This window comes from Longimicrobium sp. (assembly GCF_036280135.1).
In the GTDB taxonomy this organism is placed as follows: domain Bacteria; phylum Gemmatimonadota; class Gemmatimonadetes; order Longimicrobiales; family Longimicrobiaceae; genus Longimicrobium.
In genome coordinates this window covers 1-15,454 of record NZ_DASURI010000840.1, presented here as the reverse complement: position 1 = coordinate 15,454, position 15,454 = coordinate 1, and the positions used below count along the sequence as shown (strand labels likewise).

Below are 15,454 nucleotides of genomic sequence, written 5' to 3'. Positions count from 1 at the left end.
GGCCGCCTTCAGCCAGGCCCTGGCCGAGGCGGGGCGCACGCCCGAGAGCTACCGCGCCGAGCTGGCCCGCCAGTTCGCCGACCAGACCCTCGTGCAGCGCTTCATCCGCCAGCGCACGGGCGAGATGGCGCCGCCCGCCGTGAGCGACGCCGAGATCCGCGCCTTCTTCGAGGCCAACCGGCAGCGCTTTGGCGCGCGCCCGGCCAGCGTCTCGTTCCAGCAGGTCATCGTGCGGCCCGTGGCCAGCGACTCGGCCCGCGCGGCGGCCCTGCGCACGGCCGAGCAGGTGTTGCGCGAGCTGGGCGAGGGCGCCGAGTTCGAGGTGCTGGCCCGCCGCTACGGCACGGACGGCACCCGCGAGCGCGGCGGCGACCTGGGCTGGTTCCGCCAGGGGCAGATGGTCCGCACGTTCGACCAGGTGGTGTTCGCCATGCGCCCCGGACAAACCAGCGGGATCGTGGAGACGGAGTTCGGCTTCCACATCATCAAGCTGGAGCGCACGCGCGGCCCCGAGCGCCAGGCCCGCCACATCCTCATCCGCCCCGACATTACCCAGGCGGACATCGACCGCGCCCGTCAGCGGGCCGATTCGGTGGCCACGGCCATCCGCAACGGCGCCTCGGCCCCGGAGCTGGCCGCCCGCTACGACACGCCCGACGCCGCGCGCTTCCAGGCCGACGTGCCGCTGGACCGCCTGCCGCCCGCGTTCGTCTCGGCCCTGGAGGGCGCGCAGCCCAACACCGTCGCGGGGCCCCTGCAGGTGGAGAACGGCCCCACCCCGGCCTTCGCCGTGCTGCGGGTGACCAGCCGCCAGACGGCCGGCGACTACACCGTGGACGAGCAGCGCGAGCGCATCACGCAGATGCTGCGCGAGCAAAAGTCCATGGAGCGCCTGCTGGCGGAGCTGCGCCGCGAGACCTACGTCACGGTGCGGATGTGAGCACGCCCGCGGCCGAGCCCCTGCGCGTGGACGTGCTGCTCCACCGTCTCTGTCTGACGAAGAGCCGCAGCGAGGCCAAGGCGGCGTGCGAGGCGGGGGCGGTCACGCTGGACGGCAAGCGCGCGCGGCCCAGCGACACGGTGGCGGCCGGCCGGCAGATCAACATCCGGTACCCGTCGCGGCTGCTGGAGCTGGAGCTGCTGGAGCTGCCCGGCAAGAGCGTGTCGAAGAAGGCGGCCCGCGACCTGTACCGCGTGCTCAAGGACGAAAAGATCCGCGAGGAGCCGTTCTGACCCACGGCTCGACGGATCTCGGTGGATGAACGACAGCGGCCCTCTCCGGAATCTCCGGAGGGGGCCGTTTCGCATCCCGGTCCGATCGCCGAGATTGCCCGCGCTTATTCCGGATCCGGAAAAGCAGTTGTTTCCTGAGGGGCCCTCGCGAACTCGACCGTGCATGGCTGCGTGTGGCCCCGAAGGATCTTCCCGCCCTGGCAAGGGCCCAGTCCCGTAGCGAAGTCCCTGCCCCGCGAAGGAGATCCTTCGGTCGCGCCTGTAGTCTCGTGAGCGGCGAGTCCCGCGGGAGCTCTCTCAGGAAATCAACGCCTACCCGCAGTGTTTATGCGGATTCAGTACAGAAGACAGCTCGCACACGGACACGCTGAACGAGATCGATGCAGCACACGCATGGGGTGGTGACGCCGCCGGAGCGCCGGGACGCGCTGCGGCTTTCGGATGGGCGCCGGCTCGCCTGGTCCGAGTGGGGCCCGGCGGACGGCCGGCCCATCCTCTTCTGCCCCGGCGCGGGGATGAGCGGCTGGCTGGGGTTCGGCGCGGCAGAGGTGGCGGAGCTCGATCTGCGCCTGATGGCCATCGACCGGGCCGGGCTGGGGGCGAGCGATCCGCATCCCGCCAAGACGCTGTCCAGCTGGGCGGACGACGTGGCGGAGCTCATCGGCGCGCGCGGGCTGGAGTCGCCGCTCGCTGTCGGGTTCTCGCAGGGCGCGGTGTTCGCGCTGGCCCTCGCCGGGCGCGGCCTGGTCACGGCGGCCGCCCTCGTCGCGGGGCAGGACGAGCTGGGCCATCCTGGCATCCGCCCCCTGCTGCACCCGGACGTCGCCGCGATGCTCGCGACGGTCGAGGCGGACGCGGCTGGGTTCGAGCGGCACGTGGCGGCTACGGCGACGGCGGAGTGGCTGTGGGGGCTGATCGCGGGGATGAGCAGCGAGACGGACCGCGCGCTGTACGAGCGCCCGGACTTCGCGGACGCGTATCGGACAGCGCTGGCGGAGGGCTTCGGCCAGGGCGCGGACGGCTACGCGCGCGACTTGGTGAACGCCCTGGGTCCGTGGCTCGTGCGGCCGGAGGAGGTCCACGTGCCGGTGGACCTCTGGTACGGAGTGCTGGACACCAGCACCGTCCACTCGCCGGACTTCGGCGCGACGCTGGCGGAGCGCCTGCCCCGGTCCACCCGCACGGTCGATCCGGATGCCGGCGGCTCCCTCCTGTGGACCCGCTCCCGCGACATCCTCACCCGCCTTCGCTCCCACGCCTCCGGCTGAGCCGTTTTTCTCTCGGAACCCGTCCGCGTGCCGGGTGCGTCGGGTTCCGGGATGCTCATCGGCCCATTCTGCCCCGCTCGCCTGCATCTTCGTCGGCCAAATGATGCGCCGCAGAGCCCATCGGATCGCGTCGATTGTGACAGCCTTGCTCCACAAAGGTGCACAGTTGACAGGAATTCCGATCGCTTGTAGCCTTGGCGTCAGACGTGTCGTGACTACGCTCGACGGGGAGAAAGACATGCTCGAGACGCAGCAGGAAGTGCCCGAGGCGCAGCAGCGAGTGCCCGAGTGGGTCGTGCGGTTGCGCGCGGCGGGATACAACGTGCGCATCGGTACGCTCGACGAGCCCTTGCCCGAGATCCCGGAGGCGTTCTTCTACCCTCCGCCGAGCGCGTCGCGCCGACTCGCCGAACGGTTGTCCGCGCCGTTCCGGAAGCTGCTCCGGACGAACGCCTCCACGCGTCCGGGACATGCCCCTCTTCCTTGACGCGTGCGCGCTCGCCAAGCGATATCTGCACGAGGGCGAGAGCACGCGGAGGATGCGCCAGATCACGGGCGGCTTTGACCGGTGGGGCGGCTTCATCGTCTCCAGCCTCATCGAGCCGGAGGTGATCTCGGCATTCGGCAAGTACGCCCGCGGCAAGACGCCGCACGAAAAGCACTACTACAGCCTTCACCCGCAGGTGGTCGACGCCTTGCGTCGGGACCTGAGCCGCCCGGCGTTTACGATCGTTCCGCTCTCCGACGACCAAGTGGAAGCGGCGGCGGATCTGCTTCGGGCACACCCGGAGTACGCCATTGGGGCGGCGGACGCCATTCACCTCGCGACAGCGCTGGCCCTGGTGGCGCAAGGCGGGCGGCTCGTCTTCGTCACGGCGGATCGGGGCTTGGCCGAGGCGGCGCGGGAGAGCGGGCTCACCGTGTTCAACCCGCTCCAGCAGCGGCCCGAGGAGCTGGAGGCCCTTGCCGGGGCGAGTGACTGACGTAGAAACCTGGAACGGAGAACCATGAACACGCGCCACCAGCCCGACCTGTCCACACGCCCCCGCGTCGCCATCACGCTGGGAGACCCGCGCGGCATCGGGCCGGAGGTCACGGCGGCGGCGCTGGCGGACGCGGAGGTCGCCGCGGCGGCGGACTTCGTCCTCGTGGGGCCGGACGCGCTCCTGCGGACCGGCGCGGGCGACGTCTCCGCCGGGGCATGGACGGCGGCGGACGGTCCGGCCGCGGCCGGGCGGGTGGCGGGCGAGGCCATCCGCATCGCCGTGGGGATGGCCCTGGCGGGCAAGGTGGACGCCATCGTGACGGCGCCCATCGAGAAGAACGCGTTTCGTGCCGGCGGGTGGCACTACCCCGGCCACACGGAGATGCTGGGCGAGCTCACGGGCGCCCCGGACGTGGTGATGATGATGGCCGCCGAGCGCACGGCCCTGGGCGGTGCCCTGCGCGTGGTGCTTGCCACGACGCACCTGGCCCTGCGCGACGTTCCCGCCGCGCTCTCGGCGGACCTGCTGGTGCGCCAGGCGCGCCTTACGGCGGACGGGCTGCGGCGGCTGTGGGGGATCGCCGCGCCCCGGATCGCGCTCTGCGCCGTGAACCCGCACGCGTCCGACGGGGGGCTGTTCGGGGACGAAGAGGCGCGCATCGTGGAGCCGGCGCTTGCCGCCCTGGCGGACGCGGGGGTAGCCGCGCGGGGCCCCATCCCGGCGGACACCGTCTTCACCCGCGCCGTCCGGGGCGAGTTCGACGCGGTGGTGGCGCCGTACCACGACGTGGGGATGGCCGCGTTCAAGACGGCCGCGTTCGGCGCGGGGGTGAACGTGACGCTGGGGCTGCCGTTTCCGCGCACGTCGCCGGACCACGGGACGGCGCTGGACATCGCGGGGACGGGCCGGGCGGACCCGTCGTCCATGAAGGAGGCCATCCTCCTGGCGGTGCGGCTGGCGCGGCGTTTTGACAGGGCGGCGGATCGGGACTAAATTCTTCCGCAATCCGCGCTTGCAATAATCCTCCCCGCGGAAGTTCTCGCGTGATCAGGCTTACATCGGTCTACAAGGAGTACCCGCGCTCCGGCACGGCACTCCGCGACGTGACGCTGCACGTCAACAAGGGCGAGCTGGTGTTCCTCACGGGCCACTCCGGCGCGGGAAAGAGCACCGTGCTTCGCCTGCTGCAGATGGCGGACCTGCCCTCGGCGGGCGAGGTGCGCGTCTCCGGCTATTCGTCCAAGCTCATCCGCCGGCGGGAGATCCCCCTGCTGCGGCGAAAGCTGGGCGTGGTGTTCCAGGACTTTCGCCTGCTGCGCGACCGCACGGCCGAGGAGAACGTGGCGTTCGCCCTGGAGGTAACGGGCACCAAGCGCTCCGCCATCGGCCCGCGGGTCAACCGGCTGCTGGCGCAGGTCGGCCTCGCCCACAAGGCGCGGGCCTTTCCCGACGAGCTCTCCGGCGGCGAGCGCCAGCGCGTGGCCGTGGCGCGCGCCCTGGCCAACGAGCCGCTGGTGCTGCTGGCGGACGAGCCCACGGGCAACCTGGACGAGTGGGCAGCCAAGGGCGTCTTCGAGCTGTTCCGGGAGATCAACGCCATGGGGATGACGGTGCTGATGGCCACGCACGACCTGGCGCTCGTCCGCGCGCACCCCGAGTACCGCGTGGTGGAGCTGGCGCAGGGGTCCATCGTGTACGACTCGTCGGCCGCGGCCCTGGAAGCGGAGAAGGTGTAATGCCGTACGCCCTTCGCGAGGCCCTGGCCGCCTTTCGCCGCACGCCCATGCTCACGGGGCTGTCGGTCATCGCCATCGCCTTTGCCCTGTTCGTCATCGGGCTCTTTGGGCTCACGGCGTTCAACATCCGCCGCGCCATCGAGAAGGTGGAGGAGAAGGTGGAGATCGTGGCCTACCTGACGGACGAGGCCACGGACACGCAGCGGGCGAGCGCCGAGCAGGAGATCCGGGCCCTGCCGCAGGTGGCCGGCGTGCGCTTCGTGAACAAGACCGAGGCGCTGGCCACGGCCATGGCCGAGATGGAGGAGTTCAAGGACATCGCCGGCGACCTGGAGAACAACCCGCTCCCGGCCAGCTTCGAGGTGCGGATGAAGCCCGGCAGCGCCAGCCCGGCCGAGGTGGAGCGCGTGGCCAAGCGCATCCAGGCGTACGCGTTCGTGGAGGAGGTTCGCTACGGCCGCGACTGGCTGGACACCATCTACATGCTGCGCCGCATTGCCGCGGGCGTGGCCATGGTGATCGGCGGGGCGTTCGCGCTGGTGGCGGCCATCGTCATCGCCACGGCCGTGCGCATCACCGTGTTCGCCCGGCGCGAGGAGATCGGCATCATGCGGCTGGTGGGCGCCACGGACGGCTTCGTCCAGCGCCCGTTCCTCCTGGAAGGCCTGGCCAGCGGGCTGCTGGGCGGCCTGCTGGCGGCGGGGCTCACCTGGGCCACGTACCGGCTGCTGGGCAGCACCATGTTCCGCGTGGAGTGGGTGCCCGCCGAGTGGATCGTGCTTACCGTGATCGGGGGAACGGCGTTCGGCCTGCTGAGCAGCCTGATCGCCGTGCGCCGCCACCTGTCGCAGGTGTGACGATGAACGGAGTGCGCCGCGCCGCCCTGGGGGTGCTGCTCGCCGGCCTTGCCGCGCTGCCCTTTGCCGTGGGCGCGCAGCAGGACCCCGCGCGCGAGATCAGCGAGAGCCAGCGCCGCCTGCAGCAGATCCGCCAGGAGCGGCAGCAGCTGCGGGGCGAGCTGTCGCGCATCCGCAGCCGCGTGGGCGACGTCTCGGCCGAGATCCGCAACATCCAGCGGCAGCAGCAGGTCTCTGCGTCACTGCTGCGGGAGATCAACCTGCAGCTGGACGAGACGGCCCGTAAGATCGACGAGACGACGGCGGAGATGATCGCCACGCAGGGCGAGCTGCAGGACAAGCGCGACCAGCTCAACCGCCGGCTGCGCGACATCTACAAGCGCGGCCCCGTGCACAACGCGCAGGTGCTGCTCACGGCGGACAGCTTCAGCGACCTGCTGAACCGCTACAAGTACCTGTACCTGGTGGCCCGGCGCGACCGCTCGCTGGTGTCGGAGGTGTCGGAGCTGGCGCGGGAGCTGGAGATGCGCGAGCACGAGCTGCGGCGCAGCCTGAGCGACATCCAGTACCTGCAGTCGGAGCGTGAGCAGGAAAACGCCACGCTGGCCACCCTGCGCGCGTCGCGGGGCGCCACGCTCACGGAGCTGCGGACGACGGAGCGGCGCGCGAACACGCGCCTGGAGTCGCTGGCCCGCGACGAGCGCAGGATGACGGGCGTGATCGCGGACCTGGAGCGCCGCCGCCGCGAGAACGAGCGCCGCGCAGCCGCAGCCGCGGCCGCCGCGCCCGGGAACGCCAACCGTCCCCCGCCCCGCCCCGCCCCGTCCACCATGACGACGGCGGACCTGGGGGCGCTGGACTGGCCCGTGGGTGGCCGCGTGGTGTACAGCTTTGGCCGGGCCACGCAGAGCAACGGGACCACCATCCGCTACAACGGCATCGGCATCGGCGCGGCGGCGGGGACGGCGGTGCGCGCGGTGGAGGCCGGGACGGTGGAGATGGCGGCGCCGTTCGAGGGCTACGGCCCCACGGTGGTCGTCAGCCACGGCGGCGGCTACTACTCGCTGTACCTGTACCTGCGCGAGATCCACGTGCGTCCGGGCGCGCAGATCACCAAGGGCCAGACCATCGGCACGGTGGGTGGCGAGGGGACGCCGGAGGGTGCGCACGTGGAATTCCAGATCCGCGAGCCGGGCGGCGCGGCCGTGGATCCCATCACGTGGCTGCGCCGGCGCGGATAGAACGGCAGTGCGAGAGTGCGAAAGTGCGAGAGTAACGGCGGACGCGCGTAGCGCGCCTCGAGCCTGAGCGGGTAAACCCGCCGCTGGGAAAGCCATAAGCCCCGTCTCGGCTCGCTGACGCTCGCCGAACGGGGCTTCCACTTCTCCGGAGGCGGAGCTCGCGCGGGTCGCCGTTGTCGTTGCCGGCCGTTCGCTGTAACCTGTCCCCTGTAACCCGCAGCTGCGGTTTGCAGGCTATTCCCTATTCCCTGTTCCCTATTCCCTGCAGTTCATGCCGCTCCCTCCCGTCTACGGCCACGCCGACGCGCGCGCCATGCTCGCGTCCGCCGCGCGCGCGGGCAACCTGTCGCAGTCGCTGCTGGTGCACGGCCCCGCCGGCATCGGCAAGGAGCGCATGGCGATGTGGCTGGCGCAGCGGGTGATGTGCGAAGCGCCGCGCGCCGACGGGCCGTGCGGCCAGTGCCGCAGCTGCCGCAGCATCGACCGGCTGGAGCATCCGGACGTCCACTGGTTCTTTCCCCTCCCCCGCCCCGACGCGGCCACGCCCGAAAAGCTGCGCGACAAGCTGGAGGAGGCGCGCGGCGTCGAGCTGGAGGCGCGCCGCGCCAACCCGCACCACGTGCCGCAGTTCGACAAGGCGCCCGCGTACTTCATGGGCACCATCCAGAACCTGCAGCGCCTGGCCGGCATGCGCCCCGCCGTGGGCTCGCGCAAGGTGTTCGTCGTGGGCGACGCGGAGGCCATGGTGCCCCAGGAATCCAGCCAGGAGGCCGCCAACGCGTTCCTCAAGCTGCTGGAGGAGCCGCCTGCGGACACCACGCTCATCCTCACCTCCTCCAACCCCGGCGCCCTGCTGCCCACCATCAAGTCGCGCGTGCTGCCCATCCGCCTGCTGCGGCTGACGGCGGACGAGGTGCGCGACTTCCTGGTCCGCGAGCTCAAGATGGCGGATGGGGAGGCCGCGTCGCTCGCGGCCGTGTCGGAAGGCGCGATCGGGCGGGCGCTGCGGCTGGCACCCGCGGGCGGAAACGCGGGGACGCTGCAGCGCCAGCGCGAGACGGGGCGCGAGCTGCTGCAGGCCGCCCTGGCGGACAGCGAGGCGGCGCGGTTCGCGGCGGCCAACGCCGTGGCGCCGTCCGGCGCGCGCGGCGAGTTCACGGGGACGCTGGAGTCGCTGGCGCTCTGGCTGCGCGACCTGATGGCCATCGCCGCCGGCGCGCCCGACACCGTGGCCTACGCCGGCGCGGACGAGGCGCTGCTGCGCAGGCTGGCCAGCCGCCCCGGCCTGCGCGCCGAAGGTGTGGCGCGCGCCATCCTGCACGTGCAGGAAGCGCAGGAGATGGCCGGCGGCAACGTGAATCCGCAGCTGATCCTGTCGGACCTGCTGCGTTCCGTGCGGCGTGCGCTGAGCTGAACAGCAGTGCGAAAGTGCGGGAGTGCGAAAGTGCGAAAGTAACTGCGACAATGGCGCGGAGATTCGCCCTCACGGCTGTTGAAGCCTCGTTCGGTGAGCGCAGCGAATCGAGACGGGGCTTATGGCTTCCCCAGCGGCGGGTTTATCCGCTTCGGCCGGGCGTCCGCTGCCGTGCCGGATCCCTGCTTGTGCCCGCACTTTCGCACTTTCGCACTCTCGCACTGCCGTCTCCCTTGACGCGCCATCCGTTTGCGGCACCAGGGCACGGATGTCCCACCCGCTGCGGAACCGCATCCCGACGCATTCACCGATGACCGACGACCGCTCCTTTACGCACTTGGACGAGCACGGCCAGCCGCGCATGGTGGACGTGGGCGACAAGCCCGTCACCCGCCGCACGGCCGTGGCGGAAGGGTTCATCCGCATGGCGCCCGAGACGCTGGCCGCCATTGTGGCCGGCGACACGCCCAAGGGCAACGTACTCGTCATCGCCCGGCTGGCCGGAATCATGGGGGCCAAGCGCACGCCCGACCTCATTCCCCTGTGTCATTCCATCCCGCTGACGTCGGTGGAGGTGGATGTCAAGCCCGACGATTCCCTGCCCGGGCTGCGCGTTTTGGCCATCGTTACAGTGGACGCAAAGACCGGGGTGGAGATGGAGGCGCTCACCGCCGTATCGTGCGCGCTCCTTACCGTTTACGACATGTGCAAGGCGCGCGACCGCGGGATGGAGATGGGTGGCGTTCGCCTGCTGCGCAAGGAAGGTGGACGCAGCGGGGTGTGGCGAGCGTCCACGGAGGGGTGAGCGGGCATACCGCTTGCTCAATGGGGGTCCGACCTGTGCACACCACGGAGGACCATCCATGCAGTCACTGATCCTGAAGCTGCAGGCCGAGGTCGAGGCCCGCAAACAACAACGCTGGGATCTGCCCGCCTCGGCCCGCGCGGCCATCGTGGGCAGCACGCTGTGCCTGGCCGCCTTTTTCATGGGCGCCAAGTCGGCGGAGTCCGGCGTTGTCGTGCAGTGGAAGGAACGCCTGGGAGTCATCGCGCCGGAAGGCGCGCTGGAGCTTCAGCGGGTCGAGATCGACCGGCTGAAGAGAATTCACGAGAACTCCGCCAAGTTCGGCATTCCGGCGGACCTTGCCGAGCGCATCGAGGACATTGCCCTGGCCGAGGGCATCGAGCCGCACGTGGCCTTTGGCTTGGTGCGCGCCGAGAGCGAGTTCAACCGCCGGGCCGTGAGCCCCGTGGGCGCCGTGGGCCTCACGCAGCTCATGCCCAGCACGGCGCGGTACTTCAAGAACGGGGTGAACCGCGAGGACCTGTTCGACCGCGACACCAACCTGCGCATCGGCTTTCGCTACCTTCGCACGCTCGTGGTAAAGTACAACGGCAACCTGGAGCTGGCCCTGCTGGCCTACAACCGCGGTCCGGACCGCGTGGACCAGCTGCTGCGGGCCGGGCAGGACCCCAACAACGGGTACGTCTCCATGGTGCTGGGCCGGGGCAAGCGCGCCCGCTGGTAGCCTGCGCTGCCTGATCCGCCCAACGCGTGTCGCCCCGTCCGGCTCCTGCCGGGCGGGGCGACTCGGTTGATGGGCACGTCCTCCGCCTGTTATACGGGATCCGGAAAGCAGCTTTTTCCTGAGGGACCCTCGCTAACTCGACCCGTGCAAGGATGTGTGCGGCCCCGAAGGACCTTGCCCGTCGCCGCTCGGTCGCGGCGACCGCGACGGATGCCGGCCTGCGTAGTCCACGGTCGGAAATTCAGGCCCCTCGGCTCGGAAAGGAGATCCTTCGGTCGGCGCCAGAGTTCGCGCACGGACAGGGATCGCGCGGCGCCTCCTCAGGAAATCAAAAACGGTGAGGAGGATCAGTGATGTGCGCGGCTGGGTTCTCCCTTCCCCCACGCCGTTTGTGGGGGAAGGGTCGGGGATGGGGGGCGCTCCGCCTGTGCAAGCACTCGATCTGCCCGCCGACCCGCCCTACGAGTTCTCGACGTTCGACAGGTAGTTGCCCAGCACGCGGTTGGTGGCGTTGAGCACGGCCAGCGCGGCGGAGCGGTACGTGTCGCTCGTCGCCAGCGACGCGCCGATCAGCGGGTTCACGTTGTCCGTGCGCAGCAGCACCACCACGAGGTCCGTGTCGAATGCACGCACGCTCTTGATGCCCACGAGCGAGAACTGCATCCGCCCGTTCAGGATGCCCGCCAGGGCGCCCAGCGTGGCCTGTGCGGCGTGGCGCAGCTCCATGGCGTTCCCCGTCTCGCCCTCCACGGCGTCGGCAAAGGTCTGTCCGCCCCACTCCAACTCCACCTCGGCGCGGGCGCGGCCAAAGCGGGGCATGGCCATGCGCGCGGAGACAAAACGCACGCGGCGGCGCGGCTCCGGCATGGCCAGGTAGCTCACGTGCACCTCGGCGTCATCGGCGCGCAGGCCGTCGCGGGCCAGGATGCTGCGCACCAGCATCTCCACGGGTGCGTCCGTGCGCTCGCACACCAGCCAGATGCGCAGGGGTGCGTCGTCGTCCACGATCACGCGGCGGATGCCCTCGAGCCCCAGGAGCTCGCTCTGCAGGCGACCCCGCGCGTCCGCGTCCAGTGCGGGTGACGGCATGGCGGTGAGAATCATCGGTGATTTGGGGAGGATGGGGAACGTTGGGGCGGGATCGACGCGGTGTCAAGTTCCTGGTGTATACGATATACGTGCGGATCGTGTAGACGATGGATACGCCCGCCCGTCACATCATTTGTTCCCTGCCTTTTCCGCCGTGCCGCATTACCCGATCCGTGTCGTCCCGATCCCGGCCCGCGGCGGACGCGCATCAACGAATCGCCGGACCTTCATCCGTTCCCCTTTCCTGTTCAGGACGATTTGCGCATCATTGCCACGCGTCCGCGGCGCGCGGGCGATCCACATCCATCCAACGGAGGACGAGATGCGCAAGCTCAAGCTGTCGCTGGATTCGCTGCAGGTGGAGTCGTTCGCGGCCACGGGGAGCGAGCCCGTGCGCGGCACGGTGCCGGGCCACGAATGGACGGAGTACGCCGACGAGTCGTGCTTTGGCACGTGCGACGGCGGCTGTACGCGGGACGGCTCGTGCGTGAACCCGTGCGGAACGGGCTACGCGTCGTGCTATGGTACGTGCTACGCCAGCTGCGGCGGCACCTGCGACGCCACCTGCGGCTGCCCGCCCAACACCGGGTACACGTACTGCGACTGCCAGACGTGGGAGACGTGCCCGGGGGCCAGCATCTGCGCGTAGGGAACTGCAGGGAATAGGGAACAGGGAATAGGGAATAGCGGGCTACGGCCTCGGAAGGGACAAAGAACGCGCCGCCGGCGATCTACTCGCCGGCGGCGCGTTCGTCATATCCGGCCCCGCGCGGCTAGAAGCGCAGGAGGGCCGCGGCGCCGCGCAGGTCGGCGATGGCGTTGGCGTCGGCGAACTGGATGTCGGCGCCCTGCTGCTCGGCCAGGCGCACCATCTCCTCCAGCACGTCCACCGTCTCCATGGTCTCGTTGCCGTCGTACGGGCAGCGGTTGACGTCGCGGACGAAGACAAAGCCGCACTGGCTGCAGCGCGCGCCCTGCGTCTGCCCGTCGCGGGCGACGACGAGCGTGTCGACCTTGCCCTCCTGGAGCGCCGTGAGGGTGCCCTGCAGGCCGGCCGTGGCCAGGTAGTCGTGGCGGGCGCGGTCGCGCACCTGCTCCAGCAGCTCCTGGCTCTCGCGCTCCTGCTCCTGCCTGAGGTGCGGCTCCAGGCGCGCCAGGATCTCGGCCGCGGGGCCGTCCACGGGCGCGGGACCCGTGTGGATCACCAGGTCGGCAACCGTCTGCGGCAGGAACTCCTTGAAGCGGGCCACGTTCTGGTCCGTGCCCATGAGCACCAGCGCCGAGGGCTGGTAGCGTGCCACGAACTTCTCCACCTCGTCGGCGAAGTCCTTGAAGAAGTGGCGCATCTCCTCGAGCTTGTGCCGCTGGAAGCGCTTGTGCGAGTAGCCCCCCGCCTGCACGTGGTGGTTGGTGGTGGGCGCCAGCGGGTCGCCGTGGAACTCCAGCTCGTCCAGCAGGGTGCCCAGGTGCACGCTCAGGATGCGCACGTGCTCGCGGTCCATGAGGATCACGCCGTAGTGCTCGTAGCTCTTGAGCACCTGCGCCAGCGGACCCACGACGGGCCGGTCGGCCACCACCAGCCGGTTTTGCACGGGCACGGGGAACTGCAGCGTCTCGAACCAGTCGCCGTCCACCTCGGCGTAGATCACCACGCCGCGGTTGCTTTCGTCGAAATCGGTGTCCAGCCACGCCAGGATGCGCTCGAACAGCGTGCCCATCCCGGACTCGTTGCCGTTTCCGGTGGTGATGGGGCGGTTGCCCTCCAGCTCCTCGAACTGCGCGCGCTTCTGCCCCAGGAACACGTGGTGGTTGCGCTTGTTGTTGCTGTCCACCGACATGTCCAGAAAGAGGGAGAGCACGGGCTTTCCACCATTCTGCCGCTGGATCAGGCGTTCGAGATCCTGTCTGCTGATCATGGTCTGGCTGGGTTCTGACTGGTTGGCTGACTTGCCCCGGCGGGCCATCTCCGAATCCGTCCGCGCCCGACTTGCAAGAAGGCTGCCCATCCGCTTCCGCACCGCACGCGCCCGCCGCCTGTCTCCCAAGTATTTGTCAGCACTACAGTTGAGGTCTCGGAACCTCAAGCATTTAAAGATTGTTCTCACGCAGAGGGAGCAGGGGCAGCAGAGTACTGCATTTCCGCGCAGGCTGGGGTACTCTGCTGCCCCTGCTCCCTCTGCGTGAAAATGCAGTTGCCTGGACCCGACCGTGCGCATGGGTTTATTGGAGCAAGGCAGTTTTGTTGTTACGACGAATGTGCAGAGGACGAGATGAGCGACCTGGACTTCAGGACGTATTGGGATAGCGCGTACACCTGGGAAGACTACCTCAACGGCGAGGTAAAGAAGCTGGAAGAGCTGTGGCGCGGCGTGTACGCCCGGGCCGTGGTGCCGGAGTGGGCGCTGGAGCGCGGCGGGACGATCGGCGACTGGAAGATGCTGGTGATCACGGAAGACTGGTGCGGCGACGCCAGCAACACCGTGCCCGTGATGGCGCGCCTGGCCGAGGTGCTGCCCAGCATCCAGATCCGCCTGGTAAAGCGCGACGAGAACGCGGAGCTCATGGACGCGTTCCTCACCAACGGATCGCGCTCCATCCCCATCGCCGTGGTGCTGCGGCCCGACTGGACCGTCGCCGGCACCTGGGGCCCGCGCCCCGCCGAGCTGCAGGACTTCGTGCTGACGGAAAAGAAGGCCGGCCTGCGCCCCGTGGACGACATCTACCGCGACGTGCGCCGTTGGTACGCCAAGGACCGCGGAGAAACCACCCTGCGCGCCCTGCTCGACATCATGGCCGCCGGCTGATCCCCGTCCATCCCGGGGAAAGAAGGGCGCGGAGAGAAGCCGGGTCTCCGCGCCCTTCCTGATCCCGCGATTCCCTGGAGAACGCGAAAACCCCCGCGGCCGCTGCGAAGGCAGCAACCGCGGGAGTTCTCGAACATGCGCCCGACAGGATTCGAACCTGTGACCTCTAGCTCCGGAGGCTAGCGCTCTATCCAGCTGAGCTACGAGCGCGCATGTGGATCGAAGGAGGCAAATAAGCCGAGTTCTGTCCCCGTCGCCGGGGGAGGATCATTTCTCTGGGACCGGCGTTGCCGCCGGCCTCGTGCAGCCTACCCGGGACTGGTGACGGAGCGGGCAGCTCCTCGTCCCTGCTCGGCCTTGCTCCGGGTGGGGTTTGCCGTGCCACGACTGTCGCCAGCCGCGCGGTGCGCTCTTACCGCACCGTTTCACCCTTGCCTGAGCCCGAAGGCCATCGGCGGTCTGCTTTCTGTTGCACTGTCCGTCGCCTCGCGACGCCCGGCCGTTAGCCGGCACCCTGCCCTGTGGAGCTCGGACTTTCCTCGACGCGCAATGCGCGCCGCGATCCTCACTCGCCTCCCACGACCCGTGTTGTCAAACCTTCAAAGTGCCCAGGAGAGGACTCGAACCTCCACGCCGGTTAAGGCACCAGATCCTTAGTCTGGCCTGTCTACCAGTTTCAGCACCTGGGCAGGTGCATCGGGGTGTGCCGCGAAACAGTGCTCCCGAGAGGACTCGAACCTCCACGAGCTTGCGCCCACTAGATCCTGAATCTAGCGCGTCTACCAATTCCGCCACAGGAGCATGAACCGGTTCGCCGGCCTACCCGTCCAACGTCTCAAACCCATCCATCGAAGGTGCGCCCAGAGAGATTCGAACTCCCGACCTTCTGATCCGTAGTCAGACGCTCTATCCAGCTGAGCTATGGGCGCACAAGCCTTCCAACCCGCGTGACCGCGAAAGTGCACCGGGTAGGAATCGAACCTACAACCTTGGGATTAAGAGTCCCCTGCTCTGCCAATTGAGCTAACGGCCCAGGGGTCTCAGAGGATAGACGCCGGCCCGCGGGCCGGATGGCCTATTCCCCGGCGTTCGAGACGGCCTGGAGTGCCTCGTCGCGGCTCCCGTGGATGGGGAAGACGCGGTCGAGACCGGTGATCTCGAAGATCTTGCAGATGTTCTGGTCGGCACAGACGATCGCCAGCGAGCCGCCCGCCGGGCGCAGTCGCTTCACGCCGCCAACGAGCACGCCGAGGGTCGTGGAATCGATGAACGTGGCCTTCGACAGGTCGACCACGAC

General features: G+C 69.5%; 17 protein-coding genes, 5 tRNA genes and 1 other RNA gene. 14 read left to right on the top strand and 9 right to left on the bottom strand.

Features of this window, described 5'->3' with window-relative positions; translation table 11 throughout:
• From VFZ20_RS27335 to VFZ20_RS27280, 12 genes are all read left to right on the top strand, one after another.
• A partial coding sequence (locus VFZ20_RS27335) for a peptidylprolyl isomerase (RefSeq protein WP_329687132.1) occupies positions 1–940 on the top strand: 940 nt, incomplete at its 5' end.
• Positions 937–1,233, top strand: coding sequence for a S4 domain-containing protein (locus tag VFZ20_RS27330; protein ID WP_329687131.1), 297 nt, complete (start codon positions 937–939; stop codon positions 1,231–1,233). The genes VFZ20_RS27335 and VFZ20_RS27330, both read left to right, overlap by 4 nt.
• Before the next feature lie 380 nt (positions 1,234–1,613).
• Entirely contained in the window at positions 1,614–2,501 is an 888-nt protein-coding gene (locus VFZ20_RS27325) for an alpha/beta hydrolase (protein WP_329687130.1), read from the top strand.
• A gap of 238 nt (positions 2,502–2,739) precedes the next feature.
• Positions 2,740–2,988 carry a hypothetical protein gene (locus VFZ20_RS27320; protein WP_329687129.1) on the top strand — a complete coding sequence of 83 codons (249 nt, stop codon included), beginning with the start codon at positions 2,740–2,742 and terminating at the stop codon, positions 2,986–2,988.
• Entirely contained in the window at positions 2,972–3,484 is a 513-nt protein-coding gene (locus tag VFZ20_RS27315) for a type II toxin-antitoxin system VapC family toxin (RefSeq protein WP_329687128.1), read from the top strand. Before VFZ20_RS27320 ends, VFZ20_RS27315 begins: the two co-directional genes overlap by 17 nt.
• A 24-nt stretch (positions 3,485–3,508) precedes the next feature.
• Positions 3,509–4,480 carry a 4-hydroxythreonine-4-phosphate dehydrogenase PdxA gene (gene pdxA / locus VFZ20_RS27310; RefSeq protein ID WP_329687127.1) on the top strand — a complete coding sequence of 324 codons (972 nt, stop codon included), beginning with the start codon at positions 3,509–3,511 and terminating at the stop codon, positions 4,478–4,480.
• A 50-nt stretch (positions 4,481–4,530) separates the two neighbouring features.
• Positions 4,531–5,223, top strand: a complete 693-nt coding sequence (ftsE, locus tag VFZ20_RS27305) for a cell division ATP-binding protein FtsE (protein ID WP_329687126.1) — start codon at positions 4,531–4,533, stop codon at positions 5,221–5,223.
• Positions 5,223–6,080, top strand: coding sequence for a cell division protein FtsX (locus tag VFZ20_RS27300; protein WP_329687125.1), 858 nt, complete (start codon positions 5,223–5,225; stop codon positions 6,078–6,080). Before ftsE ends, VFZ20_RS27300 begins: the two co-directional genes overlap by 1 nt.
• Before the next feature lie 2 nt (positions 6,081–6,082).
• Positions 6,083–7,321: a murein hydrolase activator EnvC family protein gene (locus VFZ20_RS27295; RefSeq protein WP_329687124.1), complete on the top strand. Its 1,239-nt coding sequence runs from the start codon at positions 6,083–6,085 to the stop codon at positions 7,319–7,321.
• Positions 7,322–7,592: 271 nt separating this feature from the next.
• Positions 7,593–8,735, top strand: coding sequence for a DNA polymerase III subunit (locus tag VFZ20_RS27290; RefSeq protein WP_329687123.1), 1,143 nt, complete (start codon positions 7,593–7,595; stop codon positions 8,733–8,735).
• Positions 8,736–9,045: 310 nt separating this feature from the next.
• Positions 9,046–9,540: a cyclic pyranopterin monophosphate synthase MoaC gene (gene moaC, locus VFZ20_RS27285; protein WP_329687122.1), complete on the top strand. Its 495-nt coding sequence runs from the start codon at positions 9,046–9,048 to the stop codon at positions 9,538–9,540.
• A 58-nt stretch (positions 9,541–9,598) separates the two neighbouring features.
• The gene (locus tag VFZ20_RS27280) at positions 9,599–10,264 is read left to right on the top strand and encodes a transglycosylase SLT domain-containing protein (protein WP_329687121.1); all 666 of its coding nucleotides are present in this window, start codon (positions 9,599–9,601) and stop codon (positions 10,262–10,264) included.
• Between the two features lie 459 nt (positions 10,265–10,723).
• On the opposite strand, the gene VFZ20_RS27275 is transcribed toward VFZ20_RS27280, so the two are convergent.
• The gene (locus tag VFZ20_RS27275; RefSeq protein WP_329687120.1) at positions 10,724–11,353 is read right to left on the bottom strand and encodes a hypothetical protein; all 630 of its coding nucleotides are present in this window, start codon (positions 11,351–11,353) and stop codon (positions 10,724–10,726) included.
• A gap of 322 nt (positions 11,354–11,675) precedes the next feature.
• On the opposite strand from VFZ20_RS27275, the gene VFZ20_RS27270 reads away from it, so the two are divergent.
• Positions 11,676–12,002, top strand: coding sequence for a hypothetical protein (locus VFZ20_RS27270; protein WP_329687119.1), 327 nt, complete (start codon positions 11,676–11,678; stop codon positions 12,000–12,002).
• A gap of 124 nt (positions 12,003–12,126) precedes the next feature.
• Here the strand turns inward: VFZ20_RS27270 and VFZ20_RS27265 are convergent, their stop codons facing one another.
• Positions 12,127–13,269, bottom strand: a complete 1,143-nt coding sequence (locus VFZ20_RS27265) for a VLRF1 family aeRF1-type release factor (protein ID WP_329687118.1) — start codon at positions 13,267–13,269, stop codon at positions 12,127–12,129.
• 354 nt (positions 13,270–13,623) lie between these two features.
• Between VFZ20_RS27265 and VFZ20_RS27260 the strand changes: the two genes are divergently transcribed.
• A complete protein-coding gene (locus VFZ20_RS27260; protein ID WP_329687117.1) occupies positions 13,624–14,157 on the top strand; it encodes a thioredoxin family protein in 534 nt (177 codons plus the stop codon).
• Between the two features lie 136 nt (positions 14,158–14,293).
• Here VFZ20_RS27260 and VFZ20_RS27255 read toward each other — a convergent pair.
• The 7 genes from VFZ20_RS27255 to VFZ20_RS27225 all read right to left on the bottom strand — a co-directional run.
• A tRNA-Arg gene (locus VFZ20_RS27255) sits at positions 14,294–14,367 on the bottom strand.
• Positions 14,368–14,374: 7 nt separating this feature from the next.
• Positions 14,375–14,737, bottom strand: an RNA gene (rnpB, locus tag VFZ20_RS27250) — RNase P RNA component class A.
• 25 nt (positions 14,738–14,762) lie between these two features.
• Positions 14,763–14,846, bottom strand: a tRNA-Leu gene (locus VFZ20_RS27245).
• Positions 14,847–14,874: 28 nt separating this feature from the next.
• Positions 14,875–14,958 (bottom strand) — tRNA-Leu (locus tag VFZ20_RS27240).
• A gap of 54 nt (positions 14,959–15,012) precedes the next feature.
• A tRNA-Arg gene (locus tag VFZ20_RS27235) sits at positions 15,013–15,086 on the bottom strand.
• A gap of 31 nt (positions 15,087–15,117) precedes the next feature.
• Positions 15,118–15,190 (bottom strand) — tRNA-Lys (locus tag VFZ20_RS27230).
• Positions 15,191–15,232: 42 nt separating this feature from the next.
• Positions 15,233–15,454 (bottom strand): STAS domain-containing protein (locus VFZ20_RS27225; protein WP_329687116.1); only part of this gene is annotated, 222 nt, incomplete at its 5' end.